Origin of the sequence: Stenotrophomonas sp. GD03777, from assembly GCF_029842485.1 — a bacterium.
GTDB lineage: Bacteria > Pseudomonadota > Gammaproteobacteria > Xanthomonadales > Xanthomonadaceae > Stenotrophomonas > Stenotrophomonas sepilia.
Genome location: NZ_JAOCGL010000052.1, coordinates 1 through 16,072, shown reverse-complemented (window position 1 = coordinate 16,072; position 16,072 = coordinate 1). Strand labels below are relative to the sequence as shown.

At 65.2% G+C, this 16,072-nt stretch carries 13 protein-coding genes; 5 read left to right on the top strand and 8 right to left on the bottom strand.

The genetic code is table 11. The features are described 5' to 3' along the window. Nucleotides 1-61: 61 nt before the first annotated feature. Nucleotides 62-1,534, bottom strand: a complete 1,473-nt coding sequence (gene betB / locus N5E02_RS12420; protein ID WP_065177625.1) for a betaine-aldehyde dehydrogenase — start codon at nucleotides 1,532-1,534, stop codon at nucleotides 62-64. A gap of 38 nt (nucleotides 1,535-1,572) precedes the next feature. Further along, nucleotides 1,573-2,163, bottom strand: coding sequence for a transcriptional regulator BetI (gene betI / locus N5E02_RS12415; RefSeq protein ID WP_065177626.1), 591 nt, complete (start codon nucleotides 2,161-2,163; stop codon nucleotides 1,573-1,575). A gap of 170 nt (nucleotides 2,164-2,333) precedes the next feature. On the opposite strand from betI, the gene N5E02_RS12410 reads away from it, so the two are divergent. Continuing rightward, a complete protein-coding gene (locus N5E02_RS12410) occupies nucleotides 2,334-3,884 on the top strand; it encodes a BCCT family transporter (RefSeq protein WP_065184928.1) in 1,551 nt (516 codons plus the stop codon). Nucleotides 3,885-4,035: 151 nt separating this feature from the next. Here N5E02_RS12410 and acnA read toward each other — a convergent pair whose 3' ends face one another. Next, a complete protein-coding gene (gene acnA, locus N5E02_RS12405) occupies nucleotides 4,036-6,789 on the bottom strand; it encodes an aconitate hydratase AcnA (RefSeq protein ID WP_279946308.1) in 2,754 nt (917 codons plus the stop codon). A 302-nt stretch (nucleotides 6,790-7,091) separates the two neighbouring features. On the opposite strand from acnA, the gene N5E02_RS12400 reads away from it, so the two are divergent. The 4 genes from N5E02_RS12400 (at nucleotide 7,092) to N5E02_RS12385 (ending at nucleotide 12,264) form a co-directional block, all read left to right on the top strand. Next, nucleotides 7,092-7,316 (top strand): AbrB/MazE/SpoVT family DNA-binding domain-containing protein, encoded by a 225-nt coding sequence (locus tag N5E02_RS12400; RefSeq protein ID WP_005409505.1) that lies wholly within the window; start codon nucleotides 7,092-7,094, stop codon nucleotides 7,314-7,316. A gap of 6 nt (nucleotides 7,317-7,322) precedes the next feature. After that, the gene (locus tag N5E02_RS12395) at nucleotides 7,323-7,721 is read left to right on the top strand and encodes a type II toxin-antitoxin system VapC family toxin (RefSeq protein WP_005416402.1); all 399 of its coding nucleotides are present in this window, start codon (nucleotides 7,323-7,325) and stop codon (nucleotides 7,719-7,721) included. A 44-nt stretch (nucleotides 7,722-7,765) separates the two neighbouring features. Then, entirely contained in the window at nucleotides 7,766-10,357 is a 2,592-nt protein-coding gene (gene acnB, locus N5E02_RS12390; protein ID WP_065177630.1) for a bifunctional aconitate hydratase 2/2-methylisocitrate dehydratase, read from the top strand. A 158-nt stretch (nucleotides 10,358-10,515) separates the two neighbouring features. Next, nucleotides 10,516-12,264 carry a WG repeat-containing protein gene (locus N5E02_RS12385; RefSeq protein ID WP_262089621.1) on the top strand — a complete coding sequence of 583 codons (1,749 nt, stop codon included), beginning with the start codon at nucleotides 10,516-10,518 and terminating at the stop codon, nucleotides 12,262-12,264. Between the two features lie 96 nt (nucleotides 12,265-12,360). Here N5E02_RS12385 and N5E02_RS12380 read toward each other — a convergent pair whose 3' ends face one another. The 5 genes from N5E02_RS12380 to N5E02_RS12360 form a co-directional block, all read right to left on the bottom strand. Further along, on the bottom strand, nucleotides 12,361-12,732 hold the full coding sequence (locus N5E02_RS12380; RefSeq protein WP_134731698.1) for a hypothetical protein: 372 nt from the start codon (nucleotides 12,730-12,732) through the stop codon (nucleotides 12,361-12,363). Between the two features lie 238 nt (nucleotides 12,733-12,970). Next, on the bottom strand, nucleotides 12,971-14,044 hold the full coding sequence (locus tag N5E02_RS12375) for a chemotaxis response regulator protein-glutamate methylesterase (protein WP_005409510.1): 1,074 nt from the start codon (nucleotides 14,042-14,044) through the stop codon (nucleotides 12,971-12,973). Continuing rightward, nucleotides 14,041-14,637: a chemoreceptor glutamine deamidase CheD gene (gene cheD / locus N5E02_RS12370; RefSeq protein ID WP_005409511.1), complete on the bottom strand. Its 597-nt coding sequence runs from the start codon at nucleotides 14,635-14,637 to the stop codon at nucleotides 14,041-14,043. The genes N5E02_RS12375 and cheD overlap by 4 nt, the downstream gene beginning before the upstream one ends. Continuing rightward, nucleotides 14,634-15,503, bottom strand: coding sequence for a CheR family methyltransferase (locus N5E02_RS12365; protein WP_049416359.1), 870 nt, complete (start codon nucleotides 15,501-15,503; stop codon nucleotides 14,634-14,636). The genes cheD and N5E02_RS12365 overlap by 4 nt, the downstream gene beginning before the upstream one ends. A gap of 37 nt (nucleotides 15,504-15,540) precedes the next feature. Further along, a partial coding sequence (locus tag N5E02_RS12360) for a methyl-accepting chemotaxis protein (protein ID WP_279946307.1) occupies nucleotides 15,541-16,072 on the bottom strand: 532 nt, incomplete at its 5' end.

Here is a 16,072-nt window from a genome sequence, read left to right as displayed (position 1 = left end):
CCCGGCGGAATGTCGGATCGGCGCGGTGGCCGGACGATGGGGCGTGCTCGGGGCGCGCCGGTCAGAACACGCTGGCGTAGTCGCCCAGCTCGACCTGCACCGACTTGATACGGGTGTAGTGGCCGAGGGTGGAGATACCGTTCTCGCGGCCGACGCCGGATTCCTTGTAGCCACCGACCGGCATTTCGGCCGGCGATTCACCCCAGGTGTTGATCCAGCAGATGCCGGCTTCCAGGCGATGGATGATGCGGTGGGCGCGGCTGATGTCCTTGCTGACCACGCCGGCAGCGAGGCCGAAGGTAGTGTCGTTGGCACGACGCACCACTTCGTCTTCGTCGTCATAGGCGAGGATGCTCATCACCGGCCCGAAGATCTCTTCCTTGACGATGGTCATGTCATCGCGGCAGTCGGAGAACACGGTCGGCAGCACGTAGGCGCCCTGGGCCAGCGCACCTTCGGTGACACGGCCGCCACCCGTCAGCAGGCGGGCACCTTCGGCCTTGCCGCTCTCGATGTAGCGCAGCACGTTTTCCATGTGCGGGAAGCTGGTCAACGGGCCGAAGTTGGTGTCGGCGGCCATCGGGTCGCCGATGCGGATGCGCTTGACGCGCTCGACGACGGCCACCTCGAATGCGGCCAGCATGCTGCGCGGCACGAACACGCGGGTGCCGTTGGTGCAGACCTGGCCGGAGCTGAAGAAGTTGGCCATCACCGCAATGTCGGCGGCGCGGTCCAGATCGGCGTCATCGCAGATCACCAGCGGTGACTTGCCGCCCAGCTCCATGGTCACTTCCTTCAGCGACGAGGACGCCGCGCTGGCCATGACCTTCTTGCCGGTGGCGACGCCACCGGTGAAGGAGATCTTCTCGATCACCGGGTGCTCGGTCAGCCACTGGCCGATCTCGCGGCCCGGGCCCTGCACGACGTTGAATACGCCGGCCGGCACGCCGGCTTCGGTGTAGATTTCGGCCAGCCGGATCGCGGTCAGCGGCGTCACTTCCGACGGCTTGAACACCATCGCGTTGCCGGCAGCCAGCGCCGGCGCCGACTTCCACATGGCGATCTGGATCGGGTAGTTCCATGCGCCGATGCCGGCGACCACGCCCAGCGGCTCGCGACGGGTGTAGAAGAAGCTCGATTCGCGCAGCGGCAGCTGGATGCCTTCGATGGCGGTGGCCAGGCCGGCGTAGTACTCGACCACGTCGGCACCGGTGACGATGTCCACGGTGGTGGTCTCGGCCAGCGCCTTGCCTGTGTCCAGGGTTTCCAGGTGGGCCAGTTCGTCGTTGCGCTCGCGCAGGAGCTCGACGGCGCGGCGCAGGATGCGCGAGCGCTCCATGGCGGTCATCGCGGCCCACACCTTCTGGCCTTCGGCTGCGCTCTGCACGGCACGTTCGACGTCGGCCTGGCTGGCGACCTGCACCTCGGCGATCACCTCGCCGGTGGCCGGGTTGACGGTCTTGAAGGTCTTGCCGCTGGTGGCATCGACGCGCTGGCCGTGGATGTAGAGCTGTTGGACGGGCAGGGTGGTCATGGGGCGTACTCCTTGGAAGGGGGCGGGCGCTGAAGCGCTTATAGCGCGGCAGCCTGCAACTGGAAGTCGATGTAGCCGTAAGCGATGCGCCGGGACTTCTCGGCGTTGAACTGGCCGCCGACCAGGCTGCCGCGCAGCCACAGGCCATCGATCATCGCGGCCAGGCCGCGGGCGGCCAGGCGGGCCTGCGGGTGGGGCAGCAGGCGGTTGAACTGGTGGCACAGGTTGGAGAACAGGCGCTGGTCGTTGGCGCGCTGCAGCCGGGCCAGTTCCGGCTGGTGCATGCTGGCGGCCCAGAAGGTGAGCCAGACGCGCATCGCGGTGCCGTTGATCTGGCTGTCGTCGAAGTTGCCATCGACGATGGCGCGCAGCTGCTCGCGCGGGTTGTCGCTGGCGTCTGCGCGATAGCGGGCGACGGCGTCCTTCAGTTCGCGCAGGATCTGCCGCATTGCAGCATTGAGCAGGCCGTCCTTGTCGCCGAAGTAGTGGGCGACGATGCCGCTGGACAACCCCGCCTTCTTCGCGATGGTGGCGACGGTGGCATCGGCCATGCCGATCTCGTCGATGGTCTGGAAAGTGGCCCGGATCAGCTGTTCGCGCCGTACCGGTTCCACGCCTTTCTTCGGCATTGTCTCTCCACGGTTTGCGACCCGAAGGATCGGGCTGCCCGCCATTATGCTTTTTATTGATTGAACGTTCAATCAATAAACCATAGGATGCGCTCGCGCCCCACGCCATGGGCCCGGTTTACCGGTCCGGCCCCGCCCATGTGCTCCCTCGGACTTGATGAGACGACCCCATGTCTTCCCTGGCTCATCCCAAGCGTTCGCCCCTGCGCTTGAACCGTTTTGTCTTCCTCAGCTCCTCAGTGTCGATCGGCATCCTCGGGCTGCTCACCGTGCTCTATCCCGAGGGCAGCGAGCACTGGCTGCAATGGGCGCAGGCCGAGGTCTCGGCCGCGTTCGGCTGGTGGTACATGCTGCTGATCGTGCTGTGCCTGGGCTTCGTGCTGTGGCTGGCGTTCTCGCCGTACGGCCGCATCCGCCTGGGCCACAACGAAGAGTCACCGGCCTTTGGCTATGTTGCCTGGGTCTCGATGCTGTTCTCGGCCGGCATCGGCATCGCGCTGCTGTACTACGGCGCCTATGAGCCGCTGGACCATTTCCTGCACCCGCCCGGGCAGCCCGGCGGCACCGTGGCCGCCGGCCGCGAGGCGATGGTGCTGACCTTCCTGCACTGGGGCCTGCATGGCTGGGCGCTGTATGCGCTGGTCGGCGTGGCACTGGGCTATTTCGCCTATCGCCGGGACCTGCCGCTGGCGCTGCGCTCTGCGTTGTACCCGGTCTTCGGTGAGCGAATTCATGGCCGCATCGGCGACATGGTCGATGGCTTCGGCATTCTGGCCACGCTGATCTCGATGGTGACCAACCTCGGCATCGGCGCCCTGGTGGTGCAGTCCGGCCTGGTCTACCTGTTCCACATCCCGGATACGCCGCAGGTGCTGGTGGTGATCGTGCTGGTGATGATGGTCGTGGCCACCATCGGCGTGGTCGCTGGCGTGGAAAAGGGCATTGCCTGGCTGTCCAACCTCAACGTGCGCCTGCTGTGTGGCCTGCTGCTGTTCGTGCTGGTCACCGGCCCGACCCTGCACCTGTTCGATGGCCTGATCCAGAACACCGGCGATTACCTCGGCGCGTTCGTGCGCAAGAGCTTCGACATGTACCTCAACGACCCCAAGGGCCGTGAGTGGATGGGTTCGTGGACGCTGTTCTACTGGGCGTGGTGGATCGCCTGGGCGCCGTTCGTCGGCCTTTTCGTGGCGCGCATCTCGCGCGGCCGCACCATCCGCGAAGTGATCTTGGGCGTGTTGCTGATCCCGCTCGGCTTCACCCTGGCCTGGCTGTCGATCTTCGGCAACACCGCCATCGACCTGGTGCTCAACCATGGCCAGGCGATCCTGGGTGACGTGGCCCAGCACGATGCAGCGATGACCTTGTTCAAGCTGCTGGAATACCTGCCTGCGGCGCCGTACGTGGCCGGTGCTGCGGTGGTGATCGGCTTCGTGCTGTTCCTGACCCCGGTCGACTCGGGCACGCTGATGATCGCCAACCTGTGCACCCGTCGCGTTGACGATGGCGTGGAAGATGGCCATGACGCGCCGATCTGGCTGCGCGTGTTCTGGGCCGCCGGCATCACTGTGGCCAGCGTCGGCCTGCTGCTGGCTGGCAATTTCAGCGCGATGCAGACGGCGGTGGTGCTGTGCGGCCTGCCGTTCTCGTTCACCCTGGCGTTCTACATGTGGGGCCTGTTGAAGGCCCTGCGCACCGACCCGGATGCGCCGCGCCGCTGAGCGGGCATCCGGCATCCATCCCGATGCCGCCGATGAGGCAGTAGAGCCAGGCCATGCCTGGCTGCGGTGAAACAGCAAGGGCCGGATCCGTGAGGATCCGGCCCTTGCTGTTTGCTCCCGGGATTCGCCGGGCATGGCCCGGCGTTACCCATTACTTGGCTGCCAGCTGGCGAAGCACGTACTGCAGCAGGCCGCCATGACGGAAGTACTCGACTTCCTTCGGGGTCAGCAGCATTACCGAGACCTCAAAGGTCTTCTTCGTGCCATCGGCCTTGGTCGCGGTGACCGTGGCGCGCTTGCTGGCACCGTCCTGCAGGCCGGTGATGTCGATCACTTCCGAGCCGTCCAGGCCCAGCGTCTGTGCGTTCTCGCCGTTGCGGAACTGCAGCGGCAGCACGCCCATGCCGACCAGGTTGGAGCGGTGGATGCGCTCGAAGCTCTCGGCGATGACCGCCTTCACCCCCAGCAGCAGGGTGCCCTTGGCCGCCCAGTCACGCGACGATCCGGTGCCGTATTCCTTGCCGGCCAGCACCACCAGCGGCACCTTGTCGGCCTTGTACTTCATGGCCGCGTCGTAGATCGCCAGCTTTTCCGGCTGGCCACCACCGGTCGGGTAGTACAGGGTGTTGCCGCCTTCCTCGCCACCGAACATCAGGTTCTTGATGCGGATGTTGGCGAAGGTGCCGCGGACCATCACGTCATCGTTGCCGCGACGGCTGCCGTAGCTGTTGAAGTCGGCCGGCTGCACGCCGCGCTCCTGCAGGAAGCGGCCTGCCGGCGAGTCCTTCTTGATGTTGCCGGCCGGGGAAATGTGGTCGGTGGTGATCGAGTCGCCGAACAGGCCCATCACGCGTGCGCCGTGCACGTCGTCGATGCTGCCGGTCTGCATGGTCATGCCATCGAAGTAGGGCGGGTTCTTGATGTAGGTGGAGGCGTCGCTCCACTCGTACAGGTTGCCGTCCGGCGAGGCGATGGTGTTCCAGCGGGTGTCACCCTTGAACACATCGGCGTAGTTCTGCTTGAACATCTCCGGGCCAATGGTGGCGGCGATGACGTCGCCGATTTCCTTGTTGCTCGGCCAGATGTCGCGCAGGAACACCGGCTGGCCGTCGCTGCCGGTGCCGAGCGGCTGGGTGGTCAGGTCGATGTCGGTGGTGCCGGCGATGGCATAGGCCACCACCAGCGGCGGGCTGGCCAGGTAGTTCATCTTCACTTCGGGGTGCACGCGGCCCTCGAAGTTGCGGTTGCCCGACAGCACCGAGGTGACCACCAGGTCGCCGGCGGCAATGCCGGCGCTGACTTCGGTCGGCAGCGGGCCGGAGTTGCCGATGCAGGTGGTGCAGCCGTAGCCGACCACGTAGAAGCCGATCTTCTCCAGCTCCTTCAGCACGCCGGCCTTTTCCAGGTAATCGGTCACCACGCGCGAGCCTGGGCCGAGCGAGGTCTTGACCCACGGCTGGCGGTTCAGGCCCTTGGCGGCCGCGTTGCGGGCCAGCAGGCCGGCACCGATCATCACCGCCGGGTTGGAGGTGTTGGTGCAGGAGGTGATGGCCGCGATCACCACCGCGCCATCCTTCAGCCGCACCTTGCGGCCTTCGATCTCGATGTCGGCGAAGCCCTTGGTCAGCTGCTCGTTGCCGACCGCGGCGCCGCCGCCTTCGTTGACGAAGGTGGCAACGTCCTCGCTGCGCTTGTCACGGTTGGCGGTCATGCCGACCAGCGCTTCGCGGTAGTTCTTCTGCACGTCTTCCAGCAGCACGCGGTCCTGCGGGCGCTTCGGGCCGGCGAGCGACGGCTTCACCGTGCCCATGTCCAGTTCCAGCGTGCTGCTGTATTGGGCGTGCGGGCTGCCGGGTTCGTGCCACAGGCCCTGCGCCTTGGCGTAGGCCTCGACCAGGTTGATCTGCTCTTCGCTGCGGCCCGACAGGCGCAGGTAATTCAGCGATTCCGCGTCGATCGGGAAGATGCCGCAGGTGGCGCCGTACTCCGGGGCCATGTTGCCGATGGTGGCGCGGTCGGCCAGCGGCAGGTGCTGCAGGCCGTCACCGTAGAACTCGACGAACTTGCCCACCACGCCCAGCTTGCGCAGCATCTGGGTGACGGTCAGCACCAGGTCGGTGGCGGTGGCGCCCTCGGGCAGCTTGCCGGTCAGCTTGAAGCCGACCACCTGCGGGATCAGCATCGACGACGGCTGGCCGAGCATGGCGGCCTCCGCTTCGATGCCACCCACGCCCCAGCCGAGCACGCCGATGCCGTTGATCATGGTGGTATGGCTGTCGGTACCGAACACGGTGTCGGGGTAGGCAATGTCCTTGCCATCCTTCTGCGCGGTCATCACCACGCGGGCCAGGTTTTCCAGGTTCACCTGGTGGACGATACCGGTGTTGGGTGGCACCACCTTGAAGTTGTCGAAGGCCTTCTGGCCCCAGCGCAGGAAGCCATAGCGTTCCTGGTTGCGCTGGAACTCGATCTTGCCGTTGAGGTCCAGCGCGTCGGGCTTGCCGAACACATCGACCTGCACCGAGTGGTCGATGACCAGTTCGGAGGGAATCTGCGGGTTGATCTGCTCCGGCTTGCCGCCGAGCTTGACCACCGCATCGCGCATCGCGGCCAGGTCGACCACGCAGGGCACGCCGGTGAAGTCCTGCAGGACCACGCGCGCCGGCATGAACGCGATCTCGGTGTCCGGCTCGGCCGCCGGGTTCCAGCGGGCCACGGCTTCGATGTGGTCCTTGCCGACAGTGATGCCGCCGTCCTCGTGCCGGAGCAGGTTCTCCAGCAGGATCTTCATCGAGTAGGGCAGGTGGGAGATATCGAAGCGCTGGCCCAGCGTGGGCAGGCTGAAGTAGTCGTAGGTCTTGCCACCGACGTTCAGCTGGCTGCGGGTGGAGAACGAATCGCTCATGCGGGGTAACTCCTTCTTGCGGATGGCTTGCTCTGGCCCGCACATGAGCGGGCCTGCTTGCGGTCGCCGCGGGCCTGGCGGCCCCGGTGGTCCCAGTATGAACTCCAGACTGAATGGATTCATCCGGGCCGGGTTCCGGCCTGCGGCATCGGTTCCAGACTACAGGGGAAGGTGTATGGCGTATGTCACGTTTGTGGCCGATCCTTTGCGAGGCAAGGGCTGGCGGTGCGCCGGTCCTGTTCAGGGTGGAAGTATGCCCGGGGAAGTATGTATAATTTGTGCATACTCTGGAGGGCCTACTGATGGAAGCCACCGTTGCAGAACGCGGACAGATCACCCTGCCCAAGGCGGTGCGTGATGCCCTCGGCCTGACCAAGGGCACGCTGCTGAAGGTCGAGCTGGACGGCAGCCGCATCATCCTGCGCAAGAGTGTTGACGATGCCATTTCACGGGCGCGCGGCAAGTTCGCGCTGGACGGCTTCGAGTCATCCGACGCGGCCGTGCGCGCGGTGCGTGACGAGGAGTAAGCCGTGATGATCGCCGTCGATTCGCCGGTGCTGGTCGAGCTGCTCAGCAATGGCCCGCAGGCCGATGCCGTGGAAGCCATCCTCCGGCAGAGCCTGGTCGGTGGCCGCGTGGTGGTCTGTGGCGCAACCCTCGCCGAAGTGTGCGCATCGCTGCGCGGTGGTGCCGAGGTGCTCGAAGCGCTGGAAGAGATGGGCGTGCACTTCAACCCGATGGAAGCCAAGTCGGCGCTGCGCGCCGGCGAGATGCACCGCCGTCACCGCCAGCGCGGCGGTAGCCGTCGCAGCCTGGACGAATTCATGGTCGGCGCCCACGCACTGCTGCAGTGCGACGGCCTGATCACCTGGAACGACACGTTTTACCGCGACTACTTCAAGGGCCTGAAGCTGATCGTGCCGCACGCCTGAGCCCACTTTTGATTTTTCAACCTACGCATTACCCGGGAGTTGTCATGTTGGAAGCCTACCGCCACCACGTCGCCGAGCGCGCTGCGCTTGGCATCCCGCCGCTGCCGCTGAGCGCGCAGCAGACGGCCGATGTCATCGAACTGCTGAAGAACCCGCCGCAGGGTGAGGCCGAGTTCCTGCTCGACCTGCTGACCCACCGCGTGCCGGCCGGCGTCGATGACGCGGCCAAGGTCAAGGCCTCGTACCTGGCGGCGATCGCGCTGGGCAGCGAGCAGAACCGGCTGATCAGCCGCGAGCGCGCCACCGAACTGCTGGGTACCATGCTCGGCGGCTACAACGTTGCACCGCTGGTGCAGCTGCTGGACGACGCCAGCGTCGGCACCATCGCCGCCAACGGCCTGAAGAAGACCCTGCTGGTGTTCGATGCGTTCCATGACGTGCAGGAGAAGGCCAAGGCCGGCAACGCCAACGCCCAGGCCGTGCTGCAGAGCTGGGCCGATGCCGAGTGGTTCACCAGCAACCCGGAAGTGCCGCAGAGCCTGACCGTCACCGTGTTCAAGGTGCCGGGCGAAACCAACACCGATGACCTGTCGCCAGCACCGGACGCGACCACCCGCCCGGACATTCCGATGCACGCGCTGGCGATGCTGAAGAACAAGCGCGACGACGCGCCGTTCACCCCGGAAGAAGACGGCAAGCGCGGCCCGATCCAGCAGATCCTGTCGCTGAAGGACAAGGGCCACCTGGTCGCCTACGTCGGCGACGTGGTCGGCACCGGCTCCTCGCGCAAGTCGGCCACCAACAGCGTGCTGTGGTGGACCGGCGATGACATTCCGTACATCCCGAACAAGCGCGCTGGCGGCGTGTGCCTGGGCGGCAAGATCGCCCCGATCTTCTACAACACCATGGAAGATGCCGGTGCGCTGCCGATCGAGCTGGACGTGTCGAAGATGGAGCACGGCGATGTCATCGAGCTGCGTCCGTACGAAGGCAAGGCGCTGAAGAACGGCGAAGTGATCGCCGAGTTCCAGGTCAAGTCCGACGTGCTGTTCGACGAAGTGCGTGCCGGTGGCCGCATCCCGCTGATCATCGGCCGTGGCCTGACCGGCAAGGCGCGCGAAGCGCTGGGCCTGGCCCCGACCGACCTGTTCCGCCTGCCGGTGCAGCCGGCCGATACCGGCAAGGGCTTCTCGCTGGCGCAGAAGATGGTTGGTCGCGCCTGTGGCCTGCCGGAAGGCCAGGGCATGCGCCCGGGCACCTACTGCGAACCGAAGATGACCTCGGTCGGCTCGCAGGACACCACCGGCCCGATGACCCGTGACGAGCTGAAGGACCTGGCCTGCCTGGGCTTCTCGGCCGACCTGGTGATGCAGTCGTTCTGCCACACCGCCGCTTACCCGAAGCCGGTGGACGTGAAGACGCACCACACTCTGCCGGAGTTCATCTCCACCCGTGGCGGCGTTTCCCTGCGCCCGGGCGACGGCGTGATCCACAGCTGGCTCAACCGCATGCTGCTGCCGGACACGGTCGGCACCGGCGGTGACTCGCACACCCGTTTCCCGGTGGGTATTTCGTTCCCGGCCGGCTCGGGCCTGGTCGCCTTCGCCGCTGCCACCGGCGTGATGCCGCTGGACATGCCGGAGTCGGTGCTGGTGCGCTTCAAGGGCAAGATGCAGCCGGGCGTGACCCTGCGTGACCTGGTCAACGCGATCCCGCTGTACGCGATCAAGTCGGGCCTGCTGACCGTGGCCAAGGCGGGCAAGAAGAACATCTTCTCCGGCCGTATCCTGGAAATCGAAGGCCTGCCGGAGCTGAAGGTCGAACAGGCGTTCGAACTGTCCGACGCCTCGGCCGAGCGTTCGGCGGCAGGTTGCTCGGTGCGCCTGAACAAGGAGCCGATCATCGAGTACCTGACCAGCAACATCACCCTGCTGAAGTGGATGATTGCCGAGGGTTACCAGGATCCGCGCTCGCTGCAGCGCCGTATCGAGAAGATGGAAGCGTGGCTGGCCAACCCGCAGCTGCTGGAGCCGGATGCGGACGCCGAGTACGCCGCCGTCATCGAAATCGACCTTGCTGACATCCACGAGCCGATCGTGGCCTGCCCGAACGACCCGGACGACGTGAAGACCCTGTCCGAAGTGGCCGGTGCCAAGATCGACGAGGTGTTCATCGGTTCGTGCATGACCAACATCGGCCACTTCCGCGCCGCTGCCAAGCTGCTGGAAGGCAAGCGTGACCTGCCGACCCGCCTGTGGGTGGCCCCGCCGACCAAGATGGACGCCTCGGAGCTGACCAAGGAAGGCGTGTACGGCACCTTCGGCGCTACCGGCGCACGCATGGAAATGCCGGGCTGCTCGCTGTGCATGGGCAACCAGGCGCAGATCCGCGAAGGCTCCACCGCGATGTCGACCTCGACCCGCAACTTCCCGAACCGTCTGGGCCGCAACACCAACGTGTACCTGGGTTCGGCGGAACTGGCGGCGATCTGCTCGCGCCTGGGCCGCATCCCGACCAAGGAGGAGTACATGGCGGACATCGGCGTGATCAACGCCAATGGTGCGGAGATCTACCGCTACATGAACTTCGACCAGATCGAGGAATACCAGGACGTGGCCAGCACGGTCGCTGCCTGATGCGGTAGTGCCGGCCGCTGGCCGGCATCCCGTTGAAAGGAAGAACCCCCGGTGAGAACCGGGGGTTTTTTGTGGACGGGCCACTTTCGTAGAAGTTGCATTTCAGTAGAGATGCATCGCGCCTACCGTGGATGCCCACAATTTCGGTCCTGCGCAAGATGCGCCGCTCATTCCTGCTGCCTCCCAGTCCTACCCATCGCCGCACCGTCACCACCCAGGCGTTGGGCATTCTGCTGGCCTCTGCACTTCTGACCATTGCGCCATCGGCAGGGGCAACGTCGGCGCCTGCAATGCTACAGCCCACCGAGCCGCCGCCACGTTTCGACAGGACTACACGCCACGGCCTCTGTCATGAGGGCCGCTGCGTGGTGCTGGATGGCACCGGTCGGCAACTTGCCGAGCATCGGGGAATGCAATACCTCCGCCCCTTCAAAAATGGGGTGGCGGTCTTCGAAAGGGGGGAGAACAGGGGCGTCATGAATTCAGAAGGGCGTATCGTCCTTGAAGCGCATTACGACTCGGTTGAGGTACATGGCAACGGGATGATCGAAGCCAAGGTATTGCTGCGGAGCCCGCCCAAGGCGTACACGCGAATCGACTTCTTCAATGCACGAGGCCGATTGGTGCGTCGGTTTGAGGAGAAAGGCGAGATCGATCTCCTGCGCTCGGCGTCCTGGGCAGGAAACCCGGCTGTAGAACTCTGCAACAGTGAAAAGCGGCGCTGCACGACCCACTTCCTTGACGCAAAGGGCAGGTCCGGTCCCGTTTTCAGTGTCTTTGGTAGCTTTGGTCCCGTGGGTCATGAGGGGGAAGTGGCCATCGCTTCGCGCGATGGTGTCCACTTTGGCCTGGTTGATCGATCACTGGCAGGCATAGGGCGCCAGGACTACGATCAGATGACCTTCAACAGTTCGGGTTTCGCGCTCGCCACCCAGGGCGGGAACGACACGGTGCTGGATCCCCACGGGGTGCAAGTGGCGCCCATGGGTCGATATCGGTTCAAGTTTGGTCGGGGTGGGTACCTGCTTTCTGCGGTAGCCGAAGACGGCCAGTGCCTGCATTTCACGCGCGCGGGTTTGATGTTTCCGACGCCTGCAGGCCACTGTATGAAGACAGATGAGTTCGCTGAACGAGTGGGGTATGTAATCTTCAGTTCGGAAGATGATGAATACGTTGTAGGCCTGGATGGGTCGCTGCGCTCCCTGCAACGCGCTGCAGGCCTGCATCCGTTGAACCGCAGGATCGTCGAGTATCAAAAGCCCGGCGAAGCGGGGGTGCGTTTCATGATGCTGGAAGATGGCAGCATCTCGTCTTCCCTGTACTACCGACTTGCGCCTTTTCAAACCGCGGAAGGGCTGGATGACCAACTGCTGTTGGCCCAAGCCGATGGAGGATGGGGTGTAATAGATGCTACGGGTGCTTGGCTGATTCCTCCTCGCTACCGTCGAATAAGACCATTGGGTCCGAATCTGGTCGCGGCATTCGAACGGCCGGGATATGACCCCGGGTATCACATACTCGATCTGCGTGGCAATGCGGTGGCCGATTTCACGCTGCATGATCCCTTGCCGGATTTTTTGGCGGATGGAACAAGAGTCTATGCGCTCTCACTACGTGGCCGTTGGGGTCTTCTGGATGAGTCGGGGCGGTGGAGGCTGGCGCCCCGCTACGGCTACGTGAATGTTTCGAAAGGCCTGGTTTCAGTGCGTGAGCGAAACAGTGCCGGTGATATTACGGTTAATTTTCTTGACCCGGACACAGAAACGACGCTGTTCGAACAGGGATTTCTATCGATTCATTCTCGACCGGATGGTCTGTTTGAGACGTTGAAGACAGATCAGACCTTGGAGCTGATCAAGCTCGACGGGACCGTTCTGGGGCGTCTGCATCCTCGTCCCAGCCAATAGTCGGACCATTGACTGCTTGGTATGGCTGGAGCCTGGTGCGATCCAAATGAAAGATCTGGGCGTGTTGGAAACAACGCAACGCTCAGGCTTCCGGCGCTACTGCACGGTCCAGTCTGCGCTGCCTTCCAGCCGACGGCCGCCGATCAGCACGTTGCCGCTCTTACCGGAGACATCCATCTCGAACCAAGGCAGTCCATCTCGGTCAAGTGGACGCACGTAGGCCTGGCGCTTTGCACGGTTGAATTCGATGTAGTAGCGGCGATGCACGTTGGGGTACGGCGGGATAGACGGGCCTTTCCAGCTGACGCTTACCGCGCCGGGATCTTCGCGACCCACCAGCATCAGCATGAAGAACACATCACCCTGCTTGGCCTCGAAGTAGAACAGATCGCCACTGGCGCTGGCGGGTGCCAGTGGCAATGAAAGCAGTACGGCCGCCAGGGCGGCCTTCCATATGCCTTTGATCATGTGCAGCATTCCTTGTGCAATACCGCTATCAAAGCACACATGCGGGTAGCGCGTTGAAACGAAGAACCCCGATGAAAGCCGGCACCTTTTCTTGTTGCCTGATGGCCTGTAGCGCCGAGTCCATGCTTGGCTGCTGTTCGTGCGATGCGCGATGAGTCGAGCGCGGCTCGACTCTACAAAGGCATCCACGCATGGCGTGGATCTACTGCCCGCGGTGTCCTTGAGCCGGGGCGCGCTATCAGCCGCGAGCGAGCGCCAGCAGCCGCTCGGCAATCCGTTCCAGTGGCACCTGTTCCTCAGCGGCGCCGAGTTTGAACGCTGCACCGGGCATGCCCCAGACCACGCTGGTGGCCTCGTCCTGCACCAGCGTCGGCGCGCCGGCCTGGCGCATTTCCAGCAGGCCGCGCGCGCCATCGTCACCCATGCCGGTGAGGATGGCGCCGATGGCGTTGCCGCCCGCGCTCTGCGCGACCGAACGGAACAGCACGTCCACCGCGGGCTTGTGACGGTTCACCGCAGGGCCATCGTCGACGCGGCAGCGCCAGCGCGCACCGTCGCGGATGATCCGCAGGTGCTTGCCACCCGGTGGCAGGTAGGCATGGCCAGGCAGCACTGCCTCGCCGTCGCTGGCCTCACGCACGGCCATCGCGGAGTGCCGGTCCAGGCGCTCGGCGAAGGCGCTGCTGAAGCTGGCAGGCAGGTGCTGGGTCATCACCACGGCAGGCGCATCGGCCGGCATGCCTTCCAGCACCACGCGCAGCGCCTCGGTGCCGCCGGCCGAAGAACCAATCGCGATCAGGCGGTCGGTGGTGCGGAACTGCGGTGCAGCCGGGCGCATTGCAGGAGCTGCTTCCAGCAGGAGTTTCGGAGCGGCAGCACGCACCAGCGGGCGCACCCGCGAGCGCGCCGCCATCTTCACCTTGGCGATGATCTCGTCGGCGTAGCCCTGCAGGCCGCGTGCGACGTCCAGCTTGGGCTTGGAGACGAAGTCCACGGCACCCAGTGCCAGTGCCTGCAGCGTGGTATCGGCGCCGCGCTCGGTCAACGAGGAAATCATCACCACAGGCAGTGGATGCAGCCGCATCAGGTTTTCCAGGAAGGCGAGGCCGTCCATGCGTGGCATTTCCACGTCCAGCGTGATCACGTCCGGGGCCAGGCGCTTGATCTTCTCGCGTGCCAGCAGCGGGTCGGCAGCGGTGCCGACCACGTCGATGGCCGGATCGCTGGACAGGATTTCCGTGAGCATCTGGCGCACGACGGCGGAGTCGTCGACGATCAGGACCCGGCAGGGGGCGTTGCCGGTCAGGGTCATTCGAACAACTCCACGCCACCGGTGACCGGGGCCTTGGACAGGCGCGCACGCACTGCCGATTCGGTGGCAGCCACTTCGGCTTCGTGGGCATGCGGCAGGCGTTGCACCACCACGCGGCCGGTGTCGGCGAAGAACCAGATCTTGCGCGGATGGATGCCGCACAGATCCTCGGCGATGATAGGAATATGCTCGGCCTGCAGGTACTGGCGCACGAACTCGGCGTTACGGGTACCGACCGGATTGCTGGTGAAGCCCTTCAGTACGTTGGCGCCGCCGAACACCTTGGCCTCGATGCGCTTGCGGTGCGCGCCGCGCTTGAGCATGTCGTTGATCAGCAGTTCCATCGCATAGCTGCCGTAACGCGCGGGCGCGCCGTCGCCGGCGTTGCCCTCGGGCAGCAGAAAGTGGTTCATGCCGCCGATCTTCAGCACCGGGTCGCGCAGGCAGGCGGCCACGCACGAACCCAGGGTGGTGGTCAGCGCGGTGGTGTCATCGACCACCAGGTACTGGGTGGGCAGCAGCTTGGCGGCAAGGGTCTGGAAGCGTGCATCCTGGTAGCGCATCACGTCGTCGGTACGCAGTGAGGCGTTCATGCGCCGGCCTTTGCCGCGCGGCGGTACAGGGTGCGCCCGCAGGGCTGGATCAGGTCGGCGGCGTGCAGGTAGTTCTCCGAGTGTCCGGTGTAGAGCAGGCCATCGTCGGCCAGGTGTTGCACCAGGCGGCCGAGGATAGCGCGCTGGGTCGGCTTGTCGAAGTAGATCATCACATTGCGGCAGAACAGCGCGTCGAACGGGCCGCCGACGTCGTAGCGCGGGGCGAGCAGGTTCAGTGGACGGAACTCGATCAGCTCGCGCAGCGCCGGCAGCACGCGGCACTGCCCCTCGTTGGGACCGCTGCCACGCTGGAAGTAGCGGCGGCGCAGGTCCGGATCGAGGCTGGCGACGCGATCGATGTTGTAGACGCCACGGCCGGCGGTGGCCAGCACCTGGGTGTCGACGTCAGTGGCGATGATGCGTACCGGCGGCTTCAGGGTGCCAAAGGCCTCGCACGCGGTGATCGCCATCGAATAGGGCTCTTCGCCGGTGGACGCCGCGCACGACCACAGCAGCAACGGCGTGCGGCTGGAGCGCTGCTGCAGTTCTTCGCGCAGCTTGTCGAAGTGGTGCGGTTCGCGGAAGAACGAGGTCAGATTGGTGGTCAGGGCGTTGGTGAACGCCTGCCACTCGTCACCATCTTCCTGCTCCAGATGGTCCAGGTACTGCTGGAAGCTGCGCATGCCCAGCGTGCGCAGGCGGCGCGAAAGGCGGCCATAGACCATGTCGCGCTTTGCCGGCGCAAGCGCAATGCCCACGCGCTGGTAGATCAGGTCGCAGACGCGGCGGAAATCACGGTCGGCGAACTCGAATTCGCGTGGGCCGGTAACGATGGGAGTAGGACTTTGCACGGGGGACGTGTCCATCGGCGGGGGCAGCGGCCGAAGCCGCTACGGGTGGGTCTCAGAATTCCTGCCAGTCGCTGTCGCTGGCGACGAAGGTGCCGGCGTTGCTGCTACGACGTGGCGATATCGGTGCAGGTGCTGCCGCGCGGCTTGGCTGCGGAGGTGCCACGGTGGTGACTCTCGCCGGCTCGACCCGCGCGGCAACGGCCTGCATCGCGGCCGAGACCTGGTTGTCGAGCCGGAAGATCGCCACGGCATCTGCAAGCTGTGCGGCCTGGTCTTCCATCGCACGTGCGGCAGCGGTGGCTTCCTCCACCAGCGCGGCGTTCTGCTGGGTGGTTTCGTCCATCTGCACCACGGTCTGGTTGACCTGCTCGATGCCCGCGCTCTGCTCCTGCGAGGCGGCGGAAATCTCGGCCATGATGTCGGTCACGCGCTGCACCGAGGCGACGATCTCGCCCATGGTGCTGCCGGCCTGGTGGACCAGGCTGGAGCCCTCGGCAACCTTGCCGACGGAGTCGTCGATCAGGCCCTTGATCTCTTTGGCGGCAGCCGCCGAGCGCTGGGCGAGGGTGCGCACTTCGCTGGCG

Coding starts and splice junctions, on each gene's coding strand:
- betB (WP_065177625.1), bottom strand. CDS start 1,534: ATGACCACCCTGCCCGTCCAACAGCTCTACATCCACGGCCAGCGCGTC.
- betI (WP_065177626.1), bottom strand. CDS start 2,163: ATGCCGAAGAAAGGCGTGGAACCGGTACGGCGCGAACAGCTGATCCGG.
- N5E02_RS12410 (WP_065184928.1), top strand. CDS start 2,334: ATGTCTTCCCTGGCTCATCCCAAGCGTTCGCCCCTGCGCTTGAACCGT.
- acnA (WP_279946308.1), bottom strand. CDS start 6,789: ATGAGCGATTCGTTCTCCACCCGCAGCCAGCTGAACGTCGGTGGCAAG.
- N5E02_RS12400 (WP_005409505.1), top strand. CDS start 7,092: ATGGAAGCCACCGTTGCAGAACGCGGACAGATCACCCTGCCCAAGGCG.
- N5E02_RS12395 (WP_005416402.1), top strand. CDS start 7,323: ATGATCGCCGTCGATTCGCCGGTGCTGGTCGAGCTGCTCAGCAATGGC.
- acnB (WP_065177630.1), top strand. CDS start 7,766: ATGTTGGAAGCCTACCGCCACCACGTCGCCGAGCGCGCTGCGCTTGGC.
- N5E02_RS12385 (WP_262089621.1), top strand. CDS start 10,516: ATGCGCCGCTCATTCCTGCTGCCTCCCAGTCCTACCCATCGCCGCACC.
- N5E02_RS12380 (WP_134731698.1), bottom strand. CDS start 12,732: ATGATCAAAGGCATATGGAAGGCCGCCCTGGCGGCCGTACTGCTTTCA.
- N5E02_RS12375 (WP_005409510.1), bottom strand. CDS start 14,044: ATGACCCTGACCGGCAACGCCCCCTGCCGGGTCCTGATCGTCGACGAC.
- cheD (WP_005409511.1), bottom strand. CDS start 14,637: ATGAACGCCTCACTGCGTACCGACGACGTGATGCGCTACCAGGATGCA.
- N5E02_RS12365 (WP_049416359.1), bottom strand. CDS start 15,503: ATGGACACGTCCCCCGTGCAAAGTCCTACTCCCATCGTTACCGGCCCA.